24 protein-coding genes and 1 tRNA gene are annotated in these 24,873 nt (G+C 55.8%); 16 read left to right on the top strand and 9 right to left on the bottom strand.

What is annotated here, in order from left to right:
- Positions 1-203: 203 nt before the first annotated feature.
- Positions 204-824 carry a (d)CMP kinase gene (cmk, locus tag SADFL11_RS15375; protein ID WP_008188863.1) on the bottom strand — a complete coding sequence of 207 codons (621 nt, stop codon included), beginning with the start codon at positions 822-824 and terminating at the stop codon, positions 204-206.
- The gene (gene aroA / locus SADFL11_RS15370) at positions 821-2,176 is read right to left on the bottom strand and encodes a 3-phosphoshikimate 1-carboxyvinyltransferase (protein ID WP_134853052.1); all 1,356 of its coding nucleotides are present in this window, start codon (positions 2,174-2,176) and stop codon (positions 821-823) included. Before aroA ends, cmk begins: the two co-directional genes overlap by 4 nt.
- Before the next feature lie 266 nt (positions 2,177-2,442).
- Here aroA and SADFL11_RS15365 point away from each other — a divergent pair, with 266 nt between their 5' ends.
- From SADFL11_RS15365 to SADFL11_RS15335, 7 genes are all read left to right on the top strand, one after another.
- Positions 2,443-2,835: a TIGR02300 family protein gene (locus SADFL11_RS15365; RefSeq protein ID WP_040452763.1), complete on the top strand. Its 393-nt coding sequence runs from the start codon at positions 2,443-2,445 to the stop codon at positions 2,833-2,835.
- 149 nt (positions 2,836-2,984) lie between these two features.
- Positions 2,985-3,060, top strand: a tRNA-Ala gene (locus SADFL11_RS15360).
- 78 nt (positions 3,061-3,138) lie between these two features.
- Positions 3,139-3,561 carry a YqaA family protein gene (locus tag SADFL11_RS15355; RefSeq protein ID WP_008195248.1) on the top strand — a complete coding sequence of 141 codons (423 nt, stop codon included), beginning with the start codon at positions 3,139-3,141 and terminating at the stop codon, positions 3,559-3,561.
- A gap of 498 nt (positions 3,562-4,059) precedes the next feature.
- The gene (locus SADFL11_RS15350; RefSeq protein WP_040452765.1) at positions 4,060-5,370 is read left to right on the top strand and encodes an extracellular solute-binding protein; all 1,311 of its coding nucleotides are present in this window, start codon (positions 4,060-4,062) and stop codon (positions 5,368-5,370) included.
- Between the two features lie 106 nt (positions 5,371-5,476).
- Entirely contained in the window at positions 5,477-6,358 is an 882-nt protein-coding gene (locus SADFL11_RS15345) for an ABC transporter permease subunit (RefSeq protein WP_008196833.1), read from the top strand.
- 10 nt (positions 6,359-6,368) lie between these two features.
- The gene (gene ugpE / locus SADFL11_RS15340; protein ID WP_008188752.1) at positions 6,369-7,211 is read left to right on the top strand and encodes a sn-glycerol-3-phosphate ABC transporter permease UgpE; all 843 of its coding nucleotides are present in this window, start codon (positions 6,369-6,371) and stop codon (positions 7,209-7,211) included.
- 8 nt (positions 7,212-7,219) lie between these two features.
- Positions 7,220-8,296, top strand: coding sequence for a sn-glycerol-3-phosphate import ATP-binding protein UgpC (locus SADFL11_RS15335; RefSeq protein ID WP_008190058.1), 1,077 nt, complete (start codon positions 7,220-7,222; stop codon positions 8,294-8,296).
- A 147-nt stretch (positions 8,297-8,443) separates the two neighbouring features.
- Here the strand turns inward: SADFL11_RS15335 and SADFL11_RS15330 are convergent, their stop codons facing one another.
- Positions 8,444-9,154, bottom strand: coding sequence for a type 2 periplasmic-binding domain-containing protein (locus SADFL11_RS15330; protein WP_134853051.1), 711 nt, complete (start codon positions 9,152-9,154; stop codon positions 8,444-8,446).
- A gap of 345 nt (positions 9,155-9,499) precedes the next feature.
- Between SADFL11_RS15330 and SADFL11_RS15325 the strand changes: the two genes are divergently transcribed.
- The gene (locus SADFL11_RS15325; RefSeq protein ID WP_008195465.1) at positions 9,500-10,630 is read left to right on the top strand and encodes a DNA alkylation repair protein; all 1,131 of its coding nucleotides are present in this window, start codon (positions 9,500-9,502) and stop codon (positions 10,628-10,630) included.
- Between the two features lie 17 nt (positions 10,631-10,647).
- Here the strand turns inward: SADFL11_RS15325 and SADFL11_RS15320 are convergent, their stop codons facing one another.
- The 3 genes from SADFL11_RS15320 to SADFL11_RS15310 form a co-directional block, all read right to left on the bottom strand.
- Complete coding sequence (locus SADFL11_RS15320) at positions 10,648-11,280, bottom strand: glycoside hydrolase family 25 protein (protein ID WP_008192951.1); 633 nt, start codon at positions 11,278-11,280, stop codon at positions 10,648-10,650.
- 68 nt (positions 11,281-11,348) lie between these two features.
- Complete coding sequence (locus tag SADFL11_RS15315; protein ID WP_040451362.1) at positions 11,349-12,545, bottom strand: MFS transporter; 1,197 nt, start codon at positions 12,543-12,545, stop codon at positions 11,349-11,351.
- Positions 12,535-12,894, bottom strand: a complete 360-nt coding sequence (locus tag SADFL11_RS15310) for an MmcQ/YjbR family DNA-binding protein (RefSeq protein WP_008191515.1) — start codon at positions 12,892-12,894, stop codon at positions 12,535-12,537. Before SADFL11_RS15310 ends, SADFL11_RS15315 begins: the two co-directional genes overlap by 11 nt.
- A 404-nt stretch (positions 12,895-13,298) precedes the next feature.
- Here SADFL11_RS15310 and SADFL11_RS15305 point away from each other — a divergent pair, with 404 nt between their 5' ends.
- Positions 13,299-13,727 carry an Hsp20 family protein gene (locus tag SADFL11_RS15305; protein WP_040451365.1) on the top strand — a complete coding sequence of 143 codons (429 nt, stop codon included), beginning with the start codon at positions 13,299-13,301 and terminating at the stop codon, positions 13,725-13,727.
- Positions 13,728-13,760: 33 nt separating this feature from the next.
- Positions 13,761-14,045, top strand: coding sequence for a BQ00720 family protein (locus SADFL11_RS15300; RefSeq protein WP_008193044.1), 285 nt, complete (start codon positions 13,761-13,763; stop codon positions 14,043-14,045).
- Positions 14,046-14,108: 63 nt separating this feature from the next.
- Here SADFL11_RS15300 and SADFL11_RS15295 read toward each other — a convergent pair whose 3' ends face one another.
- Together SADFL11_RS15295 and SADFL11_RS15290 are read right to left on the bottom strand one after the other, a co-directional pair.
- Positions 14,109-15,320 carry an OpgC family protein gene (locus tag SADFL11_RS15295; protein WP_008193973.1) on the bottom strand — a complete coding sequence of 404 codons (1,212 nt, stop codon included), beginning with the start codon at positions 15,318-15,320 and terminating at the stop codon, positions 14,109-14,111.
- A gap of 120 nt (positions 15,321-15,440) precedes the next feature.
- Entirely contained in the window at positions 15,441-16,826 is a 1,386-nt protein-coding gene (locus SADFL11_RS15290; protein ID WP_040451367.1) for a tetratricopeptide repeat protein, read from the bottom strand.
- 243 nt (positions 16,827-17,069) lie between these two features.
- Between SADFL11_RS15290 and SADFL11_RS15285 the strand changes: the two genes are divergently transcribed.
- Positions 17,070-18,221 carry a YeeE/YedE family protein gene (locus tag SADFL11_RS15285; RefSeq protein WP_008189700.1) on the top strand — a complete coding sequence of 384 codons (1,152 nt, stop codon included), beginning with the start codon at positions 17,070-17,072 and terminating at the stop codon, positions 18,219-18,221.
- A 108-nt stretch (positions 18,222-18,329) separates the two neighbouring features.
- Positions 18,330-18,800, top strand: a complete 471-nt coding sequence (locus SADFL11_RS15280; RefSeq protein WP_040451369.1) for a DUF302 domain-containing protein — start codon at positions 18,330-18,332, stop codon at positions 18,798-18,800.
- A gap of 277 nt (positions 18,801-19,077) precedes the next feature.
- Here the strand turns inward: SADFL11_RS15280 and SADFL11_RS15275 are convergent, their stop codons facing one another.
- Positions 19,078-19,839: an SDR family oxidoreductase gene (locus tag SADFL11_RS15275; protein ID WP_008189443.1), complete on the bottom strand. Its 762-nt coding sequence runs from the start codon at positions 19,837-19,839 to the stop codon at positions 19,078-19,080.
- Between the two features lie 215 nt (positions 19,840-20,054).
- Here SADFL11_RS15275 and SADFL11_RS15270 point away from each other — a divergent pair, with 215 nt between their 5' ends.
- The 4 genes from SADFL11_RS15270 (at position 20,055) to SADFL11_RS15255 (ending at position 24,796) form a co-directional block, all read left to right on the top strand.
- Positions 20,055-20,837: an ion transporter gene (locus SADFL11_RS15270; RefSeq protein ID WP_008197159.1), complete on the top strand. Its 783-nt coding sequence runs from the start codon at positions 20,055-20,057 to the stop codon at positions 20,835-20,837.
- A 101-nt stretch (positions 20,838-20,938) separates the two neighbouring features.
- Positions 20,939-21,772 carry a CE1 family esterase gene (locus SADFL11_RS15265; protein ID WP_040452770.1) on the top strand — a complete coding sequence of 278 codons (834 nt, stop codon included), beginning with the start codon at positions 20,939-20,941 and terminating at the stop codon, positions 21,770-21,772.
- A gap of 129 nt (positions 21,773-21,901) precedes the next feature.
- Complete coding sequence (locus tag SADFL11_RS15260; RefSeq protein ID WP_008194750.1) at positions 21,902-23,173, top strand: CaiB/BaiF CoA transferase family protein; 1,272 nt, start codon at positions 21,902-21,904, stop codon at positions 23,171-23,173.
- Between the two features lie 6 nt (positions 23,174-23,179).
- Positions 23,180-24,796, top strand: a complete 1,617-nt coding sequence (locus SADFL11_RS15255; RefSeq protein WP_008190850.1) for a thiamine pyrophosphate-binding protein — start codon at positions 23,180-23,182, stop codon at positions 24,794-24,796.
- Positions 24,797-24,873 lie beyond the last annotated feature (77 nt).

Below are 24,873 nucleotides of genomic sequence, written 5' to 3'. Positions count from 1 at the left end.
GAACCGACGTTTCGTCAGGTTCTTCCGCTTTAATCAAGCGGGCCGGCGGGGCGAGAAACAGAAAATCCGGTCTCGTCACAGGCCACACACGTGTCCTGCCGAAAAATTGTGTCCATTTCTGAACAAAGGCCCTGAGGGCGGGTTCCGGCCAAGATGCACAAAAAGGGGGCGCACTCTGGAGTGAGCCCCGCATCATTCGATGCCTATGCAGCCTTGGAAACGATGTCCACAGCCGCCTGGAACGCTGCTTCTATATCCATTTCCGTCGTATCAAGCAAGACCGCATCGTCCGCTTGTTTCAACGGAGCCACGGTTCTTTGGCTGTCCCGTTCGTCGCGGCGCTTCAGATCTTCCAGAACAGAGGCGTAATTTGCCTCATTGCCCTTGGAGATCATCTCGTCTGTCCGGCGCCGCGCCCTTGCTTCCGGGCTGGCCGTGACAAACAGCTTTACCGTGGCATTTGGGCAGACGACCGTACCGATATCCCGGCCGTCCAGAACGGCACCTGGAGGAGTTTCGGCAAACTTGCGCTGCAGGTTGACCAGCTCTTCCCGCAAGCCGCCCAGTACTGCGATCCGGGATGCTGCCTCACCGATTTCATGGGCGGACAGAACCGACTTGTCCATCTGCGCAAGCTCGAGATGCTGCGCGATTTCAATCGCGACACTCTCATCACCAAGCGGCAAGCCCTTTGCCAAGAGTGCAGCCGCCACGGCCCGGTAAGTCAGGCCCGTGTCGAGGTGGCGGAGCTCGAAATGTTCGGCGAGCCGCCTTGCAAGCGTGCCTTTTCCTGATGCGGCCGGGCCGTCGATGGCAATGATCATGCAGCCTCGCTCGAGTTTGCAGAGATCTTTGCGCCGAGTTTTTCAAACAACGACGTGAAGGTCGGGAAGCTGGTCGCAATCACCGCACCGTCATCCACCGTCACCGGCTTGTGCGCGGCAATGCCGAGGATCAGAAATGACATTGCAATCCGGTGGTCCAGATGGGTGACAACCGTGCCGCCGCCGATATCAGAAGCACTGCCAGTAACGGTCAAAGTGTCTTCGGTCTCAATGCAAGGGATGCCGTTGGCCTCCAAGCCACGGGCAACAGCTGCAAGCCGGTCGGATTCCTTCACGCGCAGCTCTTCAAGGCCAGGCATGAAGGTGTCGCCTTCAGCAAAGGCGGCAGCTATTGCCAAAACCGGGTACTCATCGATCATGGACGGTGCGCGTTTGGCAGGAACCATAATCCCCTTCAGCTTGCTGTGCTTGACGCGGATGTCGGCGACCTCTTCGCCGCCTGCACTGCGCTTGTTGAGGAGTTCGATGTCACCGCCCATTTCGATCAGCGTTGTGATGATGCCGGTGCGGTGCTCGTTCAGCATGACGTTCTCGATCGTGACATCAGACCCCGGTACGATCAAAGCGGCAACAATCGGGAATGCCGCAGATGACGGATCAGCCGGAACGTCGATGTCCTGTGGCTTCAGTTCCGGCTGCCCGGTGAGCTTGATCACCCGCTCTCCGGCTTCATTCAAGGACACGGAAATGTCTGCGCCGAAGCCCTTCAGCATTTTTTCCGTGTGGTCACGCGTTGCAATCGGTTCGATGACCGTTGTGACACCCGGAGCATTGAGGCCGGCCAGAAGAACGGCGGATTTCACCTGAGCTGAGGGCATTGGAACGCGGTATGTAATTGGCAGAGCTTGTTCTGCGCCGCGGATCGAGGCCGGGAGGCGATCGCCATCGCGGGCAATCACGTTGGTGCCCATCTCACGCAGTGGGTTGAGAACACGGCCCATCGGACGCTTGGAAAGAGACGCGTCACCAACAAAGGTTGCCGCAATATTGTGGCTGCCGAAAATGCCCATGGTCAGGCGCACGCCGGTCCCGGCATTGCCGAAATCAATGACGCCTTGGGGCTCCAATAGGCTGCCGAGGCCGATCCCGTCGACCGTGTAGGATCCGTCGTCCTGCTTTTCGATCTTGGCACCGACGGCGCGCATGGCGTCGGCGGTCGCAAGGACGTCTTCAGATTCCAAAAGCCCCTGCACGGTGGTGCGGCCAACGGCAAGGGCGCCAAACATCAAGGACCTGTGGGAGATGGATTTGTCGCCAGGCACGCGAATGGTGCCTTTCAGCGGGCTGCCTGCCGCTGAAGTGAGCGGAACAGGTGCGGAAGTGTGTGACATTATATTTGTCCGCAAGCTTGTTGGGTTGTCAAAAGGTGCCACGTCCTATCACGCAAGGGCGGCGGCGTCATCCATTCGCGCCAGATAACAATCCTTTATGTGTATGGATGCGATGAGCCTGCTTGAAATTTGCCACGCATCGTGCAGAAAAGTGGAACCGAAAAGAAAAAACGGCGATTTGGCTTTGACATCGGCCCTGAGTTAGCGCTAAGGGCGGCGAACTCAAATTTCCAAATCGACCATTCAAGCTACGAAGGGTGAGCACAGTGGCAAAACCTGAACTTGGCACAAAGCGGCTGTGCCCGGGCTGCGGCGCCAAATATTATGACCTCAACCGCGATCCGATTACCTGCCCGAAATGCGGAACGATCTTCGAGACTGTCATGACTTCTCGCGCGGCGAAAGCCGCCAAGGTTGAAGAAAAGCCCGAAGACGATGAAGAGGAAGACGACGCAGCGGCTCCGGAAATCGTAACGCTGGAAGAAGCGGACGCGGAAGCGGAAGGCGGCGATGATGATGTGCCGGATATCGAGGGCGATGATGTTGAACTCGAAGACGACGACAGCGCCGATGACGACGTCTTTATCGATGAAGACGATGAAGACGATGAAGCCGTTCCGGGCATCCGGGTCGAAGTAGACGACGATCCTGATCGTTAAGCGACTGGCCGGGAAGTGGTTTTTGTGCTCCCGGCCTTTTCCACAAGGGCGGGCTGAAATCATTCAAATTTCTGCTTGATCTTGCCGGGAGGTGCGACTATGTTCCGCCTCCATCAGCCGGGGCGATCCCAACGTTTCCGGAAAGAAATGGGGCCTTAGCTCAGCTGGGAGAGCGCTTCGCTGGCAGCGAAGAGGTCAGGGGTTCGATTCCCCTAGGCTCCACCATCTCTTCTTCCTTTTTACACTCCTCGATCTATTTGTACGGTTGCTTCTGAAGCGAAGTAGCTTATACCGCGGCGCACGATGATTGCGCTGTTCCTATCTTCCTTTCTTGCCGCTACGTTTTTTCCGGCTCAATCGGAGCTGGGGCTCGTCTATCTGGTGACGACCTACCCGGAAGACCTGGTGGCTCTGATAGCTGTTGCAAGTGTCGGCAACACCCTTGGATCGGTGGTGAACTGGGCGATCGGTCTGGGGTTGATCCGGTTTGCCGGCCCCGCAGAACATTCCGGCAAGGCGTCGAAGTGGTATGTCAAAGCGCAGCACTGGTATGAGAGGTATGGCTACTGGAGCCTGCTGATCAGCTGGGCGCCGCTCGTCGGAGACCCAGTGACGCTCGTCGCTGGTGTGTTTAGAGAGCCTCTGTGGCGGTTCTTTTTGCTTGTGGCAATTGCGAAAACGGTTCGATACATCGTGGTTGCCGCGATTGCTCTTCAGTTCACCTAAGCGTCTGGTGGCGACTGAAATCAAACTCTTTGTGATGTCAGTAGATTTAGCAGTTTGCCGGCAATTGAATCACCAGATTCACTAACGCTAGCAGTGCTGCTCAACAACGGCCTGTTGAGACCCAGCTCATTTCAACGTCACGTCACTGATCTTTTACAGGCTACGTATAACCCCTTATATTCGCAAGCGAAACCTGAGAGCTGAAGACGTCGAGACTTCGGCGGTCATGCGTAGGTTTGCATTATTGCGCCATAAGGCGTGGTTTTGGCGCAATACAACCGAAAGCTTAGGCGTCGCAAGAATTGCCGTTTCTGAGCACTTCCCTCTTGCAGCAGGTCTCAAGCCGTCGTTTAATGTTCATATGAGCGTCATATAACGTTCATATGAAAACAATACGAAACGCAGGCGTTATCCTTTTGGTGTTGAAGAAGCCGTCAGCGCCATGACAAACCAACTGCTGATCAGGGCAGCCAGCCCTGCTAGATGGGAGCAAACAATATGGCTTACCGTAAGACAGTCGCCAGCCTCGTAGCTGCAGCGGCCCTTCTGGGTACCTCTTCCGCGTCCTACGCGGCGACCGAAATCTCCTGGTGGTTTGCCCATGGCGGCCATCTCGGTGAAGTGGTCAACCAAATCGGCGAAAACTACAATGCTTCTCAGGATGCATGTCAGATCACGCCGGTCTTCAAGGGCACCTATGAAGAGACCCTGACCTCCGGCATCGCCGCGTTCCGCGCTGGCGAGCAGCCGAACATCCTGCAGGTGTTCGACGCGGGCGCAGCAACGATTATCGGCGCCAAGGGTGCTGTCGTTCCGGCTCAGGACATCCTGGAAAACGCTGGTGTTGAGTTCAACAGCGAAGACTATATCGAAGGCGTCCGCAACTTCTACGCAGACAGCGAAGGCAAGATGATCGGCATGCCGTTCAACTCGTCCACGCCTATCCTGTACGTGAACGAAGAAGCGCTTGAAAAAGCCGGTGTTGAAGCTCCGAAGACTTGGGAAGAGTTCCAGGAAATCGCTCCGAAGCTGAAAGAAGCTGGTTATACACCGCTCGCTCAGTCTCACCTTCCGTGGATCTTCACCGAGAACTTCAAATCCCGTCATAACCTGCAGTTTGCAACGAACAACAACGGTTTTGATGGCGCTGAAGGCACAACTCTTGTGTTTGGTGAGCCGATCAAGAACCACTTCACAGCTGTCAAAGGCTGGCTCGACGATGGTCTGTTCGGTTACTACGGCACAGGCTGGGGCGACAACCAGACGCCGTTCAACGAAGGCAAGGTAGCCATGTGGCTCGGCTCTTCGGGCTCCTTCGGTGGTATCCAGAAGACCGTTGAGTTCCCGTTCTCCGCGACATACCTGCCTTACTGGGATGCAGTTGAAGGTGCAGGCACCGGCACGTTCATCGGCGGTGGCGCTCTGTTCGCAATGTCCGGCAAGCCGGAAGAAGAAAACAAGTGTGTTGCTTCCTTCTTCGAATACCTGACTTCCCCGGAAGTCCAGTACATGTGGCACAAAGAGACCGGTTATGTGCCGATCACCAATGCTGCATACGAGCTCGCCAAGAAAGACGGTCACTATGACCGCAACCCGGCCGCTGAAGTTGGCATCAAGCAGCTGACCCTGCCAGGCGGTGAGTGGACCAAAGGTTACCGCATGGGCTTTTACGTCCAGATCCGCGACATCATGAACCGCGAATACGGTAGAATCCTCGCTGGTGAAACCACTGTTGAAGACGCTTTCAAGAACATTGAAGCTGACGGCAACAAACTTCTTGAGCGTTTCGCCAAGACCACCAGCAACTAAGGCTGACGAAACTATGCGGGGGCGCAGAACACGCGTCCCTGTTCTTTAGGGCTGATGGCGGGTCGACAGATTTCTGGAGACCCGCTTTCTCCGTTGCGGTGACTTGATGAAAAAAGTTCAATTTCAGACTGGATGGGTTCCCTACATGCTGCTTATGCCGCAGCTGGTGATCGTTACAGTCTTCTTCCTCTGGCCGGCAGCAGAGGCCGTGCAGTCTTCTTTCTATTTGGAAGACCCCTTCGGCTTCGGCGCAACATTTGTCGGCTTCGACAATTTCGTCGATACCGTAACCTCAACGGATTATGGCCGTGTGGCGCGCTTCACGGCTGTCTTTACCTTCTTCGTGACTTTCCTCTCCCTCGGCATTGCTTTGCTCTTGGCTGTGAAGGCAGACAAGGTCTTGCGTGGAGGTTCTTCGTACAAGACCCTTTTGATGTGGGTGTACGCGGTCGCGCCTCCGGTTGCCGGTCTGATCGGCGTGATGCTGTTCGACCAGCACGTCGGACCGATCGTCGAGCTTTTCGCGCTCTTCGGCTGGGAAATGCAGATCGGGGTCGACTACTTCGACACGAGCTTCGCCATGACCGTTACAGCGGTCTGGAAACAGGTTCCGGTCAACTTCATCTTCTTCCTGTCCGGCCTTCAGGGGATCTCCAAGGCCGTTCAAGAAGCTGCCAGCATTGACTGCCGGTCCAGCTTCCGCCGGTTCTGGACCGTTACATTCCCGCTGCTCGCGCCGACCGGTTTCTTTTTGTTGATCATCAACATCACCTACGCGTTCTTCGACACGTTCGGCATCGTCGACATCATTGTGAAACAGGAGCCGGGCAACAACCCTGTAACGCTCGTTTACAAGGTCTTCCTTGATGGCTTCCGGGGCAATGATCTTGGCGGATCTTCCGCCCAGTCGGTCATTCTGATGGTGCTGGTTTTCATACTTACAGTTGTTCAGTTCAGGCTGATCGAACGCCGCGTTCACTACACCTAAGGGGCGAGAGATGAGAAAAGTTCAAATTCTGGATCACGTGATCCTGCTCTTGGGTGTCTTTTTCATGGTTACGCCTGTTGCCTTGGCGTTCATGACCAGCACGCATGATGCGATAACGATCTATAAGGAAGGCATCCAGTTCCTTCCGGGTGACAAGTTCTTGGAGAACTACGAGACGGTTCTGTTCCGTGCCGGCGGGTTTACCAAGGAAGTCGACGGGTTTGTCATGCTTATGAACTCGATGATCCTTGGGTTCGGCTTCGCCATTGGCAAGATCATCATTTCGATGATCGCAGCCTATGCGATCGTTTACTTCCGGTTTCCAATGGCAACCTTCTGCTTCTGGATCATTTTTGCAACGCTCCTGCTTCCTCTGGAAGTGCGTATCCTGCCGTCTTACGAGATCGTTCAATCACTGGGTCTGGTGAATACGTACACTGGCCTGATCGTTCCGTTGATCGCATCTGCGACCGGCACCTTCTTCTTCCGGCAGTTCTTCATGTCCGTCCCTGATGAGCTTTTGGAGGCGGCCCGGATCGATGGCGCAGGTCCCTGGAAGTTCTTCAAGGATATCCTTGTGCCGCTATCGCAAACAATGATCGCAGCCATCTTCATCATCATGTTCGTATATGGCTGGAACCAGTATCTCTGGCCGACCTTGATCACCACTGAGGAATCCCTGTTCACGCTGGTTCGCGGCATCAAACAGATCATGCAGGTCTGGGTTGGCGCACAGATCCCGGCGCTGAATGAGGCGATGGCGCTCGCCATTTTGGCCATCGTGCCGCCAGTTCTCATCGTGGTGGTCTTCCAGAGCTGGTTCGTCAAAGGGCTCGTCGAGAGCGATAAGTGAGGTTTTGAATGTCAACGATTACTCTCGACACTGTCCGCAAGGTCTATGCGGGCAATGTGGAAGCGGTTAAGGGCGTTTCCATCGACATCGCCGATGGCGAGTTCATTGTGCTGGTCGGTCCGTCCGGTTGCGGCAAGTCCACCTTGTTGCGCATGGTTGCCGGCCTTGAGGACATCACCACCGGTGAGATCAAGATTGGCGACCGGCTGGTTAACAATGTTGATCCGGCCGACCGTGACATTGCCATGGTGTTCCAGAACTATGCGCTCTATCCGCATATGTCGGTCTACAACAACCTTGCCTATGGCCTGAAAAACCGGGGCATGGACAAGGCTGAAATCGACCGCCGTGTAAAAGAAGCCGCGCGGATTCTCGAGATCGGCGACTATCTGGATCGCAAGCCGCGGGCCCTGTCCGGCGGTCAGCGTCAGCGTGTGGCCATGGGCCGGGCGATTGTGCGCGAACCGGCCGCCTTCTTGTTCGACGAACCGCTATCCAATCTGGACGCCAAGTTGCGTGTCCAAATGCGCGTTGAAATCAAGCGTCTGCAGCGGTCGCTCGGCACCACCAGCGTCTATGTGACCCACGACCAGCTCGAAGCCATGACTTTGGCGGATCGGCTGGTGGTTTTGAACGGCGGCAACATTGAACAGATCGGAGCTCCGATCGACGTTTATGACAAGCCTGCATCAACATTTGTGGCGAGCTTCATTGGTTCACCTGCGATGAACCTCTTGGACGTTGCGGCAAACGGATCGGGTTTGGCCTTGAAAACGGGTTCCGGTCTTTCAGGGACGAACACCAAGGGCAAGGACGCCTACAAGATCGGTATCCGTCCGGAGCATCTCGCCGTTGTGGAAGGTCCGCATTCCGGCGACGGCATCGGACTTGAAGTCAAGGTGAACGTGTTGGAGCCGGTTGGCGCCGAAAGCTATGTCTATGCGAGCTTCGAAGATGGTGGACCGGAAATCGTGATCCGCGTCTCCAGCCATGCGCGTCATGAACCCGGCGAGACAATGTATCTCGCGGCGACTCCGGAGGATGTTCATTTCTTTGACGCTGAGACCGGCAGACGGATCGACTAAATCGAACCACTTTTGAGGCAGGCGGCAATACGAGGGTCGGCTTGCCTCGAGTAAGCCACCCCGAGCAATCGGGGTGGTTTTTTTTGTTTGGCATATGTCTGCTGTCGGCGCGCCGGCAATATAGCGCAACAAAGAAACGTCAGGTCTCTATCCGTCTGGATTTGATGAGGTGCCTTGTGCTGTCCCGGAGGTCTGCGGCGCCTGGCGTAGGTAGGTGTTGACGGCGTCAATGAGCCGAAGGGATTGCGATCCCTTACAGGCAATACCGATCGGGACGCTCTTCATAGGGTTCTTTGCGTCGTAGTCCGGCACCGGTATGTCGTTGACCCTAAAGTACACAAGTGTTTCAGGTATCCATCCCAAAAACACATCAAGTCTGCCAAGTGTCAGCATGTTGACCGCTGCGCGCGGCGTATCGACCCGCCGGATATCAGTCAGGTTGGTCTCCACCTTGCTCCCAAGCGGCATTCCCTGAATAGCCCCGACATTAAGAGTCTTGAGGTTGTCGATCGCGAGGTCTGGAGCGTCAGGTCTGAGTGAAAAGGCGTGAAGCTCCACTTTGTCCCATACATCCGAAAGTGTTGCGCCGGGGCAATGGCTGATTTCGGGGTCTTCATTGCAAGGACTGACACAACAGTCTTCACATTTGGAGAATTGAAGGATCGCGCGGGCCGGCGGCATGAAGCGAAAGTCGACTTTCAGGTCTTGCTGCCGGGCCGCGGACAAAACTATCTGATCATACCGGCCACGCAAATCCTGTTGGTGATGGCCGTCCAGTTCGGTCGTGTAGATCGTAATGGGGTCGGCTTGCGCTATTCCGGTCACCAAAACAGAGGTGATCAAAACTGACAAAACCAAGAATGCGGCCTTCAGGATTGAGATTGGCGAAATTTCAAAAAGGGCAAGCATCTTTCAAAGTTTGGCGCCATCTCGATCGTTTGTGTTTGGCAGCTGTTACAAATCATGCAACGAACCGCATTGTTATCGAACATAGGCGAGCCGGACCGGAATTGTTATTGTGTAAATGGATAATGGTAAGGATAACACCAAACACGGGCTCAGAACCGCAAAGCATTTTGACTAAGCGGCAAATGCCCAAGAAAAATGCCCTCCTGACGGTACTTGTCAGGAGCGCTGGGATGTCGGCTGGAACAGCCAAAGGCATCATGCGATGTAGGCTTCTGGCAAGGTTAGGAGCGCGACATGGAACCCTTCAAAAACAAAATCTCACCGGAGTTTGTTCAGTGTCTGGCGGGGCACCTTGAGCGACGGGTCGACGGATTTCAAAAAACGGCATTTGAGAAAGAAATCCTGGGCGAACTCCATCAGCTGGAACTGAAGCAGAGAGCACGGCTCATTGCGGATGTAACCACGAAACACTTGCCAGAAAAGCTCGAGAGCCGTTTTTCGATTTTGCGCTCCCTACTTCATTCCGATCCGGAAAACGCAATTGATCGGGATAGTGACGAGCACGGGATCTGCGGTTGGGGGATGATGCCGCTGGGTATGATCGTTTCTGACTCCGGTCTGAATGACTTTGCAGCCTCGTTCGATCTCATGAAGGAGATGACCATGCGGGCGACGGCCGAATTTGATGTTCGGCCCTTTTTGGCAAAAGACCAGGAAAAAGCGCTTTCCATCATGAAACCGTGGACACAGGATCCCAACGTGCATGTCCGGCGTCTGGTCTCGGAAGGCACACGTCCGCGGCTGCCTTGGGGTATGCGCCTCCATCGCTTGATTGAGGATCCTTCTTCGACGGTGCCGCTGCTAGAAGCCTTGAAAGATGACCGGGAAGAGTATGTTCGCCGTTCTGTTGCGAACCATTTGAATGATATTGCAAAAGACCATCCGGCCTTGGTGAGCGACATCGCTGCTAACTGGCTCAGAAATGCAACGCCGCAGCGGGAAAAGCTGGTGCGGCATGCCTGCCGTTCGTTGATCAAAAATGGTTATGAACCGGCCCTGCGTGCATTTGGTCTTAATGCACCGGAGATTCACCTCGCAGATTTGAGCATTGAAAGGGAGCAGGTCCGCTTCGGTAGCTCGTTGTCCTTTTCGGTAGCGTTGAAATCGACAGCGACGAGGTCTCAGGATCTGATCATCGATTACGTGCTGCACTTTCGAAAGGCCAACGGCAAACTGGCGCCAAAAGTGTTCAAATGGACGAAAGCCACATTGGAACCCGGCACCGTTCATAGGCTTTCCCGTTTTCATCCGATCCGGCCGATCACGACACGGACCTACTACGGTGGCACACAGGCCGTGAGCTTGCGCATCAACGGCCAGGATTTTGGGTATCGAGAGTTCGATCTTCAAATGGCCGATAGCTGATGGTTCCAATCAGGCCACTAGAACCAGTTCAGTTTTGGTTCCGGTGAAACACCAGCCGCCGGATTGCTGAGATCGAGATCGACATCACCTGCAATGCCGCCCACCGTGCCGTCGTCCGAGTACTGCCAGATGGCATAGGTTTTCCAGGGCCAGGGAATATCGGGCGCACTCGCCGTTGTGTAATTCGCGACCCATAACGGATAATCGGAGAAGTCGGGACTGCCCAAACCCTGCCAAAATGCCGGGGAGACATAGATCATCGGGGTACACTTGAGTTGCGTCTTCAGGCTTTGGAGAAGCTCTTTCAAGGCATAGACATATGTGGAAGCAGAGACGCCTTCCATATCCTCACAGTCTATCGCCGGCGGCAAATCGGCGGACGGATCATAGCCCGCGGATCTCAGCTGTTGGATCAAAAGGTCAGCCTGTTTCAAGAAACAGTCGGTTGGAAGAAAGTAATGGTAAGCTCCGCACTTCACGCTGTTGTTTTTGCACCCGGCCCAATTCGACAAGAACATCGGATCCCGTGAACTCTCTCCTTCACTGGCCTTGATCATGGCAAACTCAGTTCCGTCCGCAGCAACACCTGCCCAATTGACAGTCCCTTGGTAATGGGAAACGTCGATGCCCCGTCCACCTGTCGTGCCCATGCGTTACACTCCGTATGTTGCCTACGAAGTGAGAGACGCGCCACAAGCCGTGTTGTGAGGAAACGGCGTTAACTGTCCGGTGCGAGCCGTTTCAGTCTCAGCATACCGGTGATGCCAATCGCCGGCCCGATTGACATGATCCCAAAAACTGCGGGCCAACCAATCCCGTTCGCAAGCATGGGCGTGACCTGGACAGTCAGGAAGGTCAACGCAAAGCCAAGCGCGGTCTGAAAGGTCATCAGGCTTCCGGCCTGTTCGGCAGGTGCAAAATCCGCGACAAGGGCCGAGAACTGAGCGGAATCGGGCAAAATGGCTGCGCCCCAGATCAACACGCAGAGGATTGTCAGCCAGACCGGGCCGCCAAACGTGATGGCGCTCAAAAGGGCAGCCGTTCCGCTGACCGCCATCGCAAGGATTGCGATGTTGGCCTTTCCGACCTTGTCCGCGAGGACACCGGCGGCAATGCACGCAACACCGCCCGCTGCGATCGCAAGAAAAGCGATCAGTCGCGCAAGCGAAACCGCATCCTCGGCTGCCATATGAGCAGAAAAAGAAACGGTCAGCGCGATCCCTATCCAGGCCCACATTGCATAGAGCTCCCACATGTGGCCGAGATAACCGATGTAGGCATATCGGATCTTGCGGTTCGTCCAGGCAGAAAACACAGCCTTGATGTCCATCCTCGGGGCTGTGCCATGAAACGGCCCAAGCGTGGTCGCAAGGCACAATAGCCCGCCGAGTGCCGAAGCGATCGAGGCAACAGTCAGGCTCCAGCGCCAGTCCGTTCCCCCAAGGAGCGCCAGGAGGTGCGGTGCTGCGGATCCGAAGGTGAGGGCGCCGACGAGGGTTCCCACCAGAAATCCGCGGTCTTTCTGACCCCAGCCAACAGCGATTTTCATACCCACGGGATAGACGCCTGCGAGCAAGGCTCCTGTTGCAAATCGGGCCAAGATGGAAACAACTCCACCTGGTTCGGAGACAAGAAGGCTGGCGTTAAATAGAGCGGCGGTGATGGCGCAGAACGCAAAAAAACGGCGGGGATCAATGCGGTCGGCAAGTCCCAGGAGTGCCGACACAAGCGCCCCAACAACAAAGCCGATCTGCACCGCGCTGGATAAAGCGGCTTGCCGGAATTCGGAAATCGGGTACTCGCGGGTCAAATCCGGCAGTATGGCTGCGGACATGAACCAAAGGCTCATCGCTGCAATTTCGGCGACCATGAGAAGGCCTAGTGACCGCCACTTTGCGGTGGCATCAATCTGCAAGGCCGAGATCTTTCTGGAGTTTTTTGGAGAGCTTGCGCGCAACGATTTCGTGGGCTGCCGAGATGTACGCTCTCAGATCATCGTCTGAAATACTGCTGTCGTCTTCCCGCTGAACCCATTTGGCCCGTGCAAGATACGGGGCGGGAATGACGCCGTCCTGTTGGATCAATAGCGAGTAGGAAATGTCCGAACACTTGAAGCTGAATTTCTCGTGTGTGCCTTCGCCCCAGCCGGAACAAATGGCAAATATCTTGCCACCAACCTTCCAGACGGACGCATTGCCCCACTGGACGACGTTCGCGGTTGCAGGAAGTGCTTTGCAATAAGCGTCAAATTCATTCCGGTTCATGAGAACTGACAGTCACTAAGAGGAAAAACAAATGCGGAGGAAGTGATAGCGCATGGAAGAAAGGCGAAAAAGGGAAATCAGAACAAGGGTTCGTGTTGTTGGTATGATGGCGGGCGGCGAAGGCCAGAGCCCGCCTTGGTAAAGAGGGAGGTGCTCCCTATATGGTGGAGCAGGAGTTATTGCGCTGACCGACACCTACCTCCGCGACTCCATAGCTTGTTCACGTTCCCGTCAACTTGTGTATGGTCATTGGAAAACAAAGCAAAGATTTCCGAATTCGGCAGCATCCTTGAATCAATTTTAACATGTCTCCATATTTAATCATGAAGGGAGCAAGACGCTCCTGTCCGGGTGCCTTACGAAAAGGGTTCGGATGCAAGGTCGCTTCGACAAGGACTTTGAGGATGTCGCGCATGTCAGCGTTTTCCAGCCCGTTCATGCTCGGGTTTGATGATATCGAGCGTGTGCTTGATCGTGTATCCAAGGCCGCGAATGATGGCTATCCGCCCTACAACATTGAACGGTTGCCGAAAACCGACATTCAGGGCGATGTGATTAGAATTACCTTGGCTGTGGCCGGGTTTACCCGTGATCAGCTTGATGTCTCGGTGGAAGAAAGCCAGCTCGTGATTCGTGGCCGGCAAATTGACGACAAGACCCGCCAATATCTCCATCGCGGTATCGCTGCCCGTCAGTTTCAGCGGGCGTTTGTTCTCGCCGAGGGGATCGAAATTCTCGGTGCGGACTTGAAAGATGGATTACTGTCCATCGACTTGGCACGGCCGGAACCGGAACGTGTCATAAGAAAAATAGAAATCTCCAGCGGTGAATGACCCTCGCTGCAAAACCAAAATGGAGAAACACTGATGCACAACACGAATTCACCCTTCTGGGCTGACGACAACGACATCGCCGAAGTCATGACGGTCGACGAACTGAGCGAACTCGGTACGGGCGATGTGGCTTACATCAAGGCGGTAAAAGCCGGTGACTTGAAAGAAATGTTCCCGGACGTTCCGCCACTAGAGGATGACTTGACGCTCTATGCGCTCCTCAATGCAGATGGAACGCCGATCCTCTTGGCTGACAGCCGCGCTGCGGCACTTGCCAATGCCTTCGAGCAGGAACTCGAAATGGTCTCGTTGAACTGAGGCCTGCTGGACGTCACGTCCTGATCAAGAAAAACCCGGGAGCTTGCTTCCGGGTTTTTCTTGTTAGTTGAGCAGCTTCTCAGCGTCCTTCGCTGTATGAGATCCGTCACCGGCTGCGGATGGCTTACTTGGCTGACGCGTAAACTCCGGCTGAAGTGTCGCCTTTCCTGGAGGCTTGCGCCAGGGCTCGCTCTTGTACCAGGACACCACATAGGCAACGGCGATGAGGGCCGCAAATCCGAGGAGATTGGAGAGGATCTGCGGGATCCATTCGCCCCGGCCCCAGACCATATCGCGCAGGATCGCAGCTGCTTGCGCCACGACGAGGCTTGCCATGAAGACCGCAAGCGATTGCTGGCCAACCTTTTGGACAACCCGCACAAAACCTCCCCACACCTTGCCATGGCCAAGGAGGTATTTTCCGTGTTCACCGGCCGCAGCCCAGGCGAGATAAGCAAGTGCCAGAAAGTGCATGTACCGGAGAAACCCGAATTCAGTCTTGACCCAAAGCGGCCTGATGAAATCACGGACTTCTCGCGCCCACACCCAGTTAAGGTGCGCTTCGCCATAAACGCGGAAGTAAGCGAACGGCACCGTTGCCAAGACAATCACTGTACAGAGGATCAGCAGCTTTGCATTCACGGGAGGCGCCGGGATCCAGCCGCGCATGAACGCAAAGCCAGTAAAGAACAAGAGTTGCCAGGCGAATGGGTTGAAGAACCATTCGCGATCAGACCAAGGCTCCGCGGGCAGGCTCAAAAGGTCGAACTGCGATGCCAGCCAAAGACTGATCGAAACTGCAAAAGCGGCCTTCACCGAGATCCGCGATGCCAACATGATCACCGGAATAAGCGCCAGGATCACGATATACATGGGCAGGATATCGAAGTAGTTCGGCACCCATGTCAGTGTCATGATGCCGGGCAATGCGACGGCTGTGTTGTTAAACAGATGCCACAGGTTCAAGGAGACAATATAGTCCTGAGTGAGGCCGCAGCAGCTCTGCAAGTAGCCGCTTTCGTGCACCATCACCAAGCCAACCGCAATCACCAGCAGCTGACCGATATGCGCCCAGTAGACTTGCCACATCCTGTGTAGAATTCGGGCTGCACCAATCCCCAAGCCGTGGAGATCGAAGATCTTGCCGAACGCGAGAGCCGATGCCATCCCGGAGCAGAATACGAACATTTCAGTCGCATCGGAAAAGCCGAATCGCGCCGGAATCCAGAGCGTCCACCAGTTCCAGGGAACGTGGGCGATATAGATGATGAACATCCCGATCCCGCGGAAAAAGTCGAGCCGCGGGTCACGGGGGCGTTTGGTATGAGGCTGGGAAGTCACGTTTGTCACATGGCAAGTGTAAATGAAATCGCCCGCCGGATCATTGGCGAACCGTCAGTAACTGTTCGTTGCACGCAGGCTGTCGGCCTGCATCACCTTTTCTGCACGCCGCATTTTCTGGCAAGTTTCAAGGCGTTGTTCCGCGAACCGATCAAGCGCACCGCGTTTGCGGGATCGGTCCTTGATAAGGGTCTCTGCTTCTACAGGCAATCCGGCACGCAAGGCGGCATCAATGGTAATCCGCTCGAAAACATCGCGTTGGGCGTGCGACCCGCCAATCCGGGGCATGTTGCTTCTGGCCGATGTGAGCAGTGTAAACGCCGATGCGTAATTGCCTTTTCTATATTGTTCCAAGCCGAGCCCGGCGGGCAGACCAGCTTCAGATGACACGTGCCCGATATCGGTTTCCTGGTCAGCGCGCTGCTTCAGTCCGGCGATGAGCCGGTCGGCCCCCATGCGGCGTCCTCCGTTCAATAGAGCCATCAAGTAATGCAAGTCCGCGAAAACGTTGCAGCCATCTTCTGCGCGTTTGTCCGAAATCAGCGCAAGCTCATCCCAGCGGCTGCCAATGTCGATCCCCTCCAGCTCAAGGCGCGCCAGCAGCGATGCGGCGTTCGAAATGTCGCGATAGTCGTCGGTCTTGTCTTTGCGAATGTCGCGGTCATACAGCATCAAGGCCTTCTCGGCTTGCCCCTGATCGAGATACATGAGCGCCAGATGCCACCAAACGTGATAGCCGAAGTTGTTGCAATGCGCCCACCCGTCCGGATGGTTTTCGAGCCAGCCGGCGCCTTCTTCCGTACGGCCTGTCATGTCATGAACATGCGCGACAGCGTGAAGTCCCCATGCATCGTCGCGGGCGTGTTCGAGACCGAGTCGGCCGGCAGCTTCAGCGAACCGGTATTCGCCCGTTTCTTCTAGAGAAAAGGCGCGGCATCCAAGAACGTAGCCATATGCCGGATTTTGCGGGTCATAGGCATCAAAAACGCCGTCGATTGAGGACCTCATTCCGGTGGCATCGCCGAGCACAAACCGGATTGCATGCACGAGTTTCAGGAGCAGCGCATCGCGCGGTGTCTTCAAAAGGGCCGCGTCCAGGAGATCTGCAGACCGGCTCGGGAATCCGTTGAGCCAGGCGGCCAGCGCTTCGACCATCGCGGTTTCGCGCTCGGTCACGGAACTGTTTGCAGCAGACGATCGGGCGATCGACAGGCACTCCCGCGCAGTCTCAACCAATTCCTTGCGGCCCAGCAGAAGGCAAAACAGTCCGCGTGTCGCATGACCAAGGGCAAAATTGGGCTCTTCGGTCAAACAGGTTTCCAAATGGGCTGGGGTTGTCTTGCCGTGGGCCAGAAACGCCAGCACCGTCTTGTCCCACGCTTCTGCGGCTGCAGGGCTGGTCAAGGTGAGATCGTATCCAAATTGATCGCTAAGACGCATGCTGAGCCTTTGTTGCTGTTCCGTTGAACGCGCTGACGTTTGCAAGAAAACGTGGCAGCACTGAGCCTCAACGAAGGTTACCGCTATTGCGCCCAAGATCCGCAGCTGCGTCCTGAACTGCAAAACACAAAATGGTGTTGGCGGCGTGTTGCCATGGTGGGGCTTTCCTTGAGCGTTTTTGGAAGATAGTGAGTGTGTGCTTGGTTTTGACCGAGTACCCTGATTTTTGAAGAGATAGCGACCATGGCCGTGTCACTGAAAAGTCCTCAAACTGCGATTGCAGTCGTCGCGTTTGGTATCATCGGGCTGATCTCGGTAGGTGCGTATGCAGCTGCGGGGCCCCGTCAGGGCATGGCTGTCCTGATTGGCGGGCTTGCCGGCATTTCGCTGTATCATGCGAGCTTCGGGTTTACCGCCGCCTGGCGGCGCATTGTGACGGAAAAACGGGGCGGCGGTTTGCGGGCGCAGTTCGTCCTCATCCTGCTTACAAGCGCTGTTTCCTATCCGCTGATCGCATGGGGCGATACTCTTGGATGGCCGGCGGGCGGTTTCGTCTTTCCGTTCGGCATCGCCGCTGCCATTGGAGCCTTCATGTTTGGCGCAGGTATGCAGCTCGGAGGCGGATGCGGCTCAGGGACACTCTTTACCGCTGGCGGTGGGTCCACGCGGATGATGATCACATTGGCCGCTTTCATTCTCGGGTCCGTGTTTGCGACGGCGCATCTTCATTTGTGGGGGCAATTGCCAAAATTGCAGCCGGTTTCGCTGATCCGCGAGTTTGGTCCACAAGGGGCATTCTTGCTGACCGCTTTGGTGCTCGGGTTCATTGCACTTCTGACCGTCTGGCTGGAGCGGCGCTCCCACGGCGATATCGCGCCTGCACGTAAAACAGAATCCGTTCTGCAAGGCCCATGGTCTCCGATGTTCGGTGCGGTCATGTTGGCGGTTGTCGGCATTGCAACATTTATCGTGGTTGGCCGCCCTTGGGGCATCACGTCAGCGTTTGCCCTTTGGGGCGCGAAAGCATTTCATTTCGTCGGGATCCCAGTGGAAACCTGGCCATATTGGACCTGGCAGAAAGGTGCGCTCGAAAACAGTGTCTTGAGAGACACGACATCGGTCATGAATTTCGGGATCATTTTCGGGGCGATGGCCGCGGCCGCACTGGCTGGAAAATATGCGCCGCTCTGGAAGCTTACCCGCCGCGACGTCTTGACGGCGATCGCCGGTGGTTTGTTGATGGGATATGGGGCAAGGCTCGCCTATGGCTGTAACATTGGAGCCTATCTTGGGGGGCTGGTATCTGGCTCATTGCACGGTTGGCTCTGGCTGTTGTTTGGCTTTTTGGGGTCGATGGTGGGGGTCCGGCTGCGCCTGAAACTTGGGATGGGTTGAGGGTCAGACCGCAAGCGGCACACCTGATTGTGAGACGTGTGTGAAAGAGCACTGGCTATTGTGCGCTCCACTCGATGTTTTCCAGTGGAGGATGAGCCCTTGCGTTTTATGTTTCCTATCTTGCTAACGGTTTTCCTGGGGCTCGGTCCCGTTCAAGCTGACAGCATTGCACCTCGTGAGGGGTGGCAGGTTCGACCAACATCCCAGTCCTACCAAGAGCTGGTTGACGGCCTTAAAGCAGCAGTGAAAGAGGCCGGAATGCTGCTTGTGACACAGGCAAGCGCCTCCGCCGGTGCAAAGGGCAGGGGGCTGACAATCCCGGGCAATCGTGTTCTCGGCGTGTATCGGAATGATTATGCGGTTCGAATGTTGGAGGCGTCCATCGCGGCTGGAATTGAGGCCCCAATCCGGTTTTATGTGACCGAGAATGCGGACAAGACAGCGACCTTGTCCTGGAAAACGCCGAGTTTAGTCTTCGCGCCGTACATGGATGAGGGCGGCGAAAAACTGTCCGGTTTGGCGGCGGAGCTCGATGGCGTCTTCCAAAGCATTGCTGACGCGGCTGTTGCACCTCAGTAACGGTCTGTGAATTTGCGTGTTTAGAAGGCAGGTGTGATCAGTTTTTGAGCTTGTGTCGCCGCTGATTCTCAAGAAAACTACAGGGTGTCTTCAACGTGAGAAAGGAGGTGTGCCCATGTCTAGTGAGTATCGGAATTTGGCCCTTGTATCTGGGCGAGATGAAGCGGTGCGAGAGCAGCCTCTGGTATCGAACAGTTTCGCCGGGATATAATCCGGAACAAAGGTCAAACGATCTCATGGGAGGGCCGCTCAGCGGCCCTCTTTTGATTCCAAAGACTTAAATCAAGCCAACAGCCTTGCGCACATCTTCATCGCGCAAGGAACAGTCAATACCGCGATACGTGTCGCCTGCCGGGGTGCAGAGCCAGCAAATCGTTTCACCAACCCATTCTGCGGGAATGTGAACGGACGGATCGAGCTGACTGACAGGATTTATCCCCGATGCCTTGATGTCGACTTGCATTTTTGTGGCAACGGTTCCAGGGCTAAGGCCGACAACCCGGACGCCCTTTTCTCCAAATTCTTTGTCGCTGCATCGGGTCAAGGAGAGTGCAGCGGCCTTGGACGAGCAGTACTGGCTCCAGCCTTCCAACGCGCTAACCGCGGCGCCGGAGCTGATGTTGACGATCGTGCCGGATCCTTTTGCGAGCATATGCGGGGCGACCGCGCGAATGCCGTGGTAGACACCTTTGACATTGATGTCGATTACTTGGCCCCACGCCTCTGGATCGGAGCTTTCGATGCGACTGATCGGCTCGATTATGCCAGCGTTGTTCACCAGGATGTCGATTCCGCCGAACGTGTCGATCGCGGTTTGGACCGCTTTTTCAACGTCTGCGTAAACTGCAACGTCGCAAGTTACCGCGACAGCCTCACCGCCATCTGAGCAGATTTCTTCAGCGATCTTTGTGATGCTGCCACTGGAGCGCGCCGCGAGAACAACCTTCGCGCCATATTTGGCAAGGTTGCGGGCGCCGGCTTCACCGATTCCGCGGCTTGCACCGGTCACCAGGGCAACTTGGCCTTTCAGATCGAACATTCATGAACCTCATTCTTGTCGCCGCATTGGGCAGGTTTTGTTGACGCGACCCTACTGCGCAGCGAGCGCAGAATAAACCGTCTCCCGTCATGGATGCCGTGCAATTTCTTCATGACTTGGGAAAAAGCAGCGTTGCACCAGCCAGTCAATTGACATTTCATCTGCGCTCTTGTCGGGTGAAAATGTGTCTTGGAATAGGTTGGCGGGCTTAAGGAATGGCAGAAAAATCGGATCTGCAATCGCGATTGCGTCAACTCTATTTTGGCCATTCCTATAGCGCGCGGATCTTTCGATATGTCCTATTGGCCTTCGATCTCATCACAATTGCGTATTTCATTGTATCCGCGATTGCCGACCCGGATCGCCATCACCACGAAGTCGATTACGCCATCGCTGCCGTATTGGCGCTTGACTATGTGGCCCGCCTGATCGCAGCAGGCTCCCGCTGGCGGTATATGGCGAGCTTCACATCCCTGGCGGATGTTGTTGTTGTTATCTCGCTGATCATTCCAGCGTTCTTTGAGAATTTTGCATTCCTGAGGGTCATTCGCATGCTGCGGTTGCTGCGCTCCTATCACCTTTTGAAGGAGCTGCGGGACACTTCGAAATGGTTCCGACGGAACGAAGAAATCCTCCAGTCGACAGTCAATTTGTTTGTTTTTATTTTCGTCATAACAGCGATCGTATTTGTGCTGGAGCACGATCGGAACGAGAACATCAACAACTATCTTGATGCGCTCTACTTTACCGTGACAACGCTGACGACGACCGGGTTCGGCGACATTACCATGACCGACACGGTCGGACGCCTGCTGACGGTCCTGATCATGATTTTTGGTGTGGCTTTGTTTCTGCGGCTCGTCCAGACTATTTTCCGTCCCTCGAAGGTCAATCTGCCATGCCCGGATTGCGGGCTGAGCCGTCACGATCCGGATGCCGTGCATTGCAAGCATTGCGGGCGGACACTGAACATCCCGACGGAAGGAACCTGGGACTAGGTCTCCGCAATCGCGCGCTTGTGATCCGGAAGGTGCTGGAAATCTGCGCGCGTTTGGTCACTCTCCAATTGGCAACGTCCAATATCGCCGGGAGCGCATTCATGACGCAAAAACGAAACTGGGTCCTTGGCTTTGCTGTCGCTGCAGCCATGATCCCACCTGCTTATGCCTTAGAGACGAGCTGCGGCGGCGAAACGCCCTGCACGTTGAGTGATGGTGCCTATTACGTCCATGTGCCGGAAGAGCGCGATCCGTCAAAACCGCTCGGTGCAATCCTTTATCTCCACGGACATCGCGGCAAGGCCGTCAACGCTCTGAAAAACGAGAGCTTCAAGCGCATGGCGGATGAGTTGGGTGTGGCGTTTGTGGCTGTGCAGGGCGTCAACGGGACTTGGTCTTTTCCAACGGCCCCCCGAAATCTCAGGGACGAACCGGTGTTTTTCGACAGCGTCCTTGAAGATCTGTCGGAGCGATTTGGAGTTGATCGTGAGCGCACCATGCTCACCGGCTTTTCCTCCGGCGGTTTCATGACCTGGTATTTGGCCTGCGAACAATCGGAGCGATTTTCAGGCTATGCGCCAATTGCTGGCGCCTTTTGGGAGCCGCTTCCGAAAGACTGCCCAACCGAGCCCCCGTACCTGTTTCATGTCCATGGTACCACCGACACTGTTGTTCCCCTGGAAGGGCGTTGGCTCGGCGGCGGGCAATGGAAACAGGGGGATGTTTTTGAAAGTTTCGATATCTGGCGCAATCAGACTGGCCTATCCGAGACCGCACCGGAGACCTTCACAGATGGGGCCTTGTCTTGTGAAAGATGGAAACCAGTCACCGGACTGCTGGAGTTGTGTCTTCATGATGGCGGCCACAGTGTGCGTGCGGAATGGATCGAGCGTGCATGGTCACTCTTGTCAAATATGCGCGGATGGGAAAGCTAAGATGAGCTGATCGCATCACTTTGCGGTGACAGGAAATTGAGACAAAGCGATCTGATCACAGGACCACCGGAGTTGACGGCGGCATGGCACTCATGCCCTTTTCCCGAAGTATCAGCAACAAGGTGATCCGTGCAGCAGACCGTTCCTTCCAAAGGAGCTCTTTCCGGGCTTCTGGTCCTCGACTTATCTCGCATTTTGGCGGGGCCGACTTGCACACAGATCCTCGGAGATCTTGGGGCCGAAGTCATCAAGATAGAGCGGCCCGTGCGCGGCGACGATACCCGTGGCTGGGGCCCGCCATTCTTAAAAAATGCGGATGGCGAAGAAACCTCTGAAAGTGCTTACTACCTCTCTTCCAACCGCAACAAGGACTCGGTGGCCATAGATCTGGCAAGCGAGGAAGGTCAGGATCTGATCCGGAAGCTGGCTGAAAAGGCCGATATTCTGGTCGAGAACTTCAAGGTTGGCGATCTCAAGCGGCGTGGGCTCGACTACGAGACGCTGAAGGCGATCAACCCGAAACTGATCTACTGCTCGATATCCGGGTTCGGGCAGACCGGGCCTTATTCACACCGTGCAGGCTATGACTTTCTGATCCAGGGTATGGGCGGGATCATGTCGCTCACCGGCTTTGACGATGAGGATGGCGGCACTCAAACCAAGTGCGGCGTCGGGATCGCGGATGTCATGTGCGGCATGTATGCAACCGTTTCGATCCTCGCCGCAGTTCATCACCGGCATCGGACCGGCGAGGGGCAATACATCGACATCTCACTGTTGGATGCTCAGGTCTCCTGGTTGATCAACCAGGGTGTTGCGCATCTGGTCTCTGGTGAAGTCCCTGGGCGGCTCGGCAACGGGCACCCCACCATTGTGCCCTATGAGACGTTTCCAGGGGCCGATGGACCTTTCATTCTCGCAGTTGGAAACGACAGTCAGTTTCAGAAGTTTTGCGACGTTGCCGGTGCACCGGAACTGGCCACAGATCCACTCTTTGCAAAAAACGCAGATCGGGTTCGAAACCGGAAGACACTGGTGCCAAAAATCCGGCGTCTGACAATCGAACGCGACGCTGCAGATTGGATACGGGATCTGGAAGCGGCTGGTGTGCCCTGTGGCCCAGTGAACGATTTGGGTCAGGTGTTTACAGATCATCAGGTTCTGGCGCGGGAGATGAAGATTACGTTGCCGCACCCGGTGAGCGGGGCGGTGGATTTGATTGGATCTCCAATCAAGATGGGCAAGACACCGGTAGATTACCGCAAAGCACCGCCGATGCTCGGTGCGGACACGCAAGATGTTTTGCAAAGGCATTTGGAATTGAGTGACAGCGAGATTGCGAAGCTGGCAGAGCGCGGCATCCTTGATCTTGGCAAAGACACACCGGCAAAAGGAAACTGAAATACCATGACCACCGGCGCTGACATCATTGCACAAAAACTTCACGGTGCAGGTTGCCGTCATGCCTTCGGAATTCCTGGAGGCGAAGTACTTGCACTAATGCAGGCGCTTGATGAAGCAGGTCTGAAGTTCGTGTTGGTGAAGCACGAAAATGCCGGCGGGTTCATGGCGGAAGGCGGCTGGCATGCCGACGGCGCACCAGGAGTGCTCCTCGCTACACTTGGGCCGGGAGCCGCAAATGCCATCAATGTCGTCGCCAATGCATGGCAGGATCGTGTGCCGCTGATCTTTCTGACTGGCTGCGTCGATCACGCCGAGGCGGAAAGCTATACCCATCAGGTCTTTGATCATCAGCAGTTGTTACGCCCGATCGTGAAAGCCAGCTTTTCCGGACGCCTCGGAGCGCTTGATGTGATGATGGAAAAGGCTTTGGCCATCGCTTTGGACGGTCAGCCCGGTCCTGTTCATATCGACGTCCCGATCAAGGTCGCCGAAACAGTTACGTCGGAAGCTTGGTCCTCAAAGTTCCGCTCAAGCCCTGCCGGGTCGGCACCTGTGTCAGGTTTGGGGTTGGAAACCGCACTTGAGTTGTTTGCAAAGGCGGAGCGGCCTATCGTCATTGCCGGGGTGGACGCAGTGAATGAGGGCGCCTCGCACGCCATTTCCGAGTTTTGCCGGACGTATAAAATTCCGCTTGTGACCAGCTACAAGGGCAAGGGGCTTCTGGATGAGAATGATCCGCTCGCGCTGGGCGGCGCGGGCCTGTCGCCAAAGGCGGACGGCCACCTTCTGCCGCTGATCAATCAAAGCGATTGCATCCTGTCGCTTGGCTATGACCCAATTGAAATGCGCATCAATTGGCGAAATCCCTGGCCTTCTGACGCTCCGGTTATTGATGTGACGCCGGTTTTGAGAACTCATGGCATGCATGAGGCTGCTGCCACGCTTCGCAGCGCCGTCGTTCCGGCGTTGAACCTTCTGGCCGAGGTGCGTGACACATCGGCTGTATCGTGGTCAGGCGGTGAGCCGGCCGCAGTCCGCAAGGATCTTGCAGAAGCCTTCGCGCCGGAGCAATCAGGCTGGGGGCCGGGCACAGCCTTCCACGTTCTGCGCGATGTGATGCCTGACAACACGGTTGCGACGGCCGACAGTGGCGCGCACCGGATTTTGGTCAGTCAGATCTGGCGCTGCTCTGGTCCAAGGCAGATGCTCCAGTCGTCCGCCTTGTGCACCATGGGCTGCGCCGTTCCCCTCGCAATGGGCCATCGATTGGTGGACCAGACGGCACCGGTGATCGCGTTTGTCGGCGATGCCGGGCTTGAGATGTGCCTTGGTGAACTCTCTACGCTTCGGGACCTGAAAATCCCAGTCATCATCTGTGTTCTGGTGGACACCAGCCTTGCGCTCATCGAACTCAAGCAGCGCAACAGCCAGCGGCCGAATGTCGGCGTCGATTTTGGCGAAACCGATTTCCCGGCTATCGCGGCGGCCTATGGAGGCTATGGCGTTTGGATCGAAAGTGCGGATGTTTTGCGTCAGGAAGCTGGGGCAGCCCTGGAGCGGGATGGCTTCACATTGCTTGCGTGCCGCATCGCGCAACGATCCTATGACGGTGCATTTTAGGCACGCAACCTGACTTTTTAGACAACTAACGGATACTGGACCTTCCAAGGCGGGGTGGCTATGTTGCACCTGCGAAA

Source organism: Roseibium alexandrii DFL-11 (assembly GCF_000158095.2).
Classification (GTDB): domain Bacteria; phylum Pseudomonadota; class Alphaproteobacteria; order Rhizobiales; family Stappiaceae; genus Roseibium; species Roseibium alexandrii.
This window is presented reverse-complemented; position numbering and strand designations above follow the sequence as displayed.

What these genes read in the sequence shown, in the direction of transcription:
- cmk (WP_008188863.1), bottom strand. Translation starts at nt 824, where the DNA reads ATGATCATTGCCATCGACGGCCCGGCCGCATCAGGAAAAGGCACGCTT.
- aroA (WP_134853052.1), bottom strand. Translation starts at nt 2,176, where the DNA reads ATGTCACACACTTCCGCACCTGTTCCGCTCACTTCAGCGGCAGGCAGC.
- SADFL11_RS15355 (WP_008195248.1), top strand. Translation starts at nt 3,139, where the DNA reads ATGATTGCGCTGTTCCTATCTTCCTTTCTTGCCGCTACGTTTTTTCCG.
- SADFL11_RS15350 (WP_040452765.1), top strand. Translation starts at nt 4,060, where the DNA reads ATGGCTTACCGTAAGACAGTCGCCAGCCTCGTAGCTGCAGCGGCCCTT.
- SADFL11_RS15345 (WP_008196833.1), top strand. Translation starts at nt 5,477, where the DNA reads ATGAAAAAAGTTCAATTTCAGACTGGATGGGTTCCCTACATGCTGCTT.
- ugpE (WP_008188752.1), top strand. Translation starts at nt 6,369, where the DNA reads ATGAGAAAAGTTCAAATTCTGGATCACGTGATCCTGCTCTTGGGTGTC.
- SADFL11_RS15335 (WP_008190058.1), top strand. Translation starts at nt 7,220, where the DNA reads ATGTCAACGATTACTCTCGACACTGTCCGCAAGGTCTATGCGGGCAAT.
- SADFL11_RS15325 (WP_008195465.1), top strand. Translation starts at nt 9,500, where the DNA reads ATGGAACCCTTCAAAAACAAAATCTCACCGGAGTTTGTTCAGTGTCTG.
- SADFL11_RS15320 (WP_008192951.1), bottom strand. Translation starts at nt 11,280, where the DNA reads ATGGGCACGACAGGTGGACGGGGCATCGACGTTTCCCATTACCAAGGG.
- SADFL11_RS15310 (WP_008191515.1), bottom strand. Translation starts at nt 12,894, where the DNA reads ATGAACCGGAATGAATTTGACGCTTATTGCAAAGCACTTCCTGCAACC.
- SADFL11_RS15305 (WP_040451365.1), top strand. Translation starts at nt 13,299, where the DNA reads ATGTCGCGCATGTCAGCGTTTTCCAGCCCGTTCATGCTCGGGTTTGAT.
- SADFL11_RS15300 (WP_008193044.1), top strand. Translation starts at nt 13,761, where the DNA reads ATGCACAACACGAATTCACCCTTCTGGGCTGACGACAACGACATCGCC.
- SADFL11_RS15295 (WP_008193973.1), bottom strand. Translation starts at nt 15,320, where the DNA reads ATGTTCATCATCTATATCGCCCACGTTCCCTGGAACTGGTGGACGCTC.
- SADFL11_RS15290 (WP_040451367.1), bottom strand. Translation starts at nt 16,826, where the DNA reads ATGCGTCTTAGCGATCAATTTGGATACGATCTCACCTTGACCAGCCCT.
- SADFL11_RS15285 (WP_008189700.1), top strand. Translation starts at nt 17,070, where the DNA reads ATGGCCGTGTCACTGAAAAGTCCTCAAACTGCGATTGCAGTCGTCGCG.
- SADFL11_RS15280 (WP_040451369.1), top strand. Translation starts at nt 18,330, where the DNA reads ATGTTTCCTATCTTGCTAACGGTTTTCCTGGGGCTCGGTCCCGTTCAA.
- SADFL11_RS15275 (WP_008189443.1), bottom strand. Translation starts at nt 19,839, where the DNA reads ATGTTCGATCTGAAAGGCCAAGTTGCCCTGGTGACCGGTGCAAGCCGC.
- SADFL11_RS15270 (WP_008197159.1), top strand. Translation starts at nt 20,055, where the DNA reads ATGGCAGAAAAATCGGATCTGCAATCGCGATTGCGTCAACTCTATTTT.
- SADFL11_RS15265 (WP_040452770.1), top strand. Translation starts at nt 20,939, where the DNA reads ATGACGCAAAAACGAAACTGGGTCCTTGGCTTTGCTGTCGCTGCAGCC.
- SADFL11_RS15255 (WP_008190850.1), top strand. Translation starts at nt 23,180, where the DNA reads ATGACCACCGGCGCTGACATCATTGCACAAAAACTTCACGGTGCAGGT.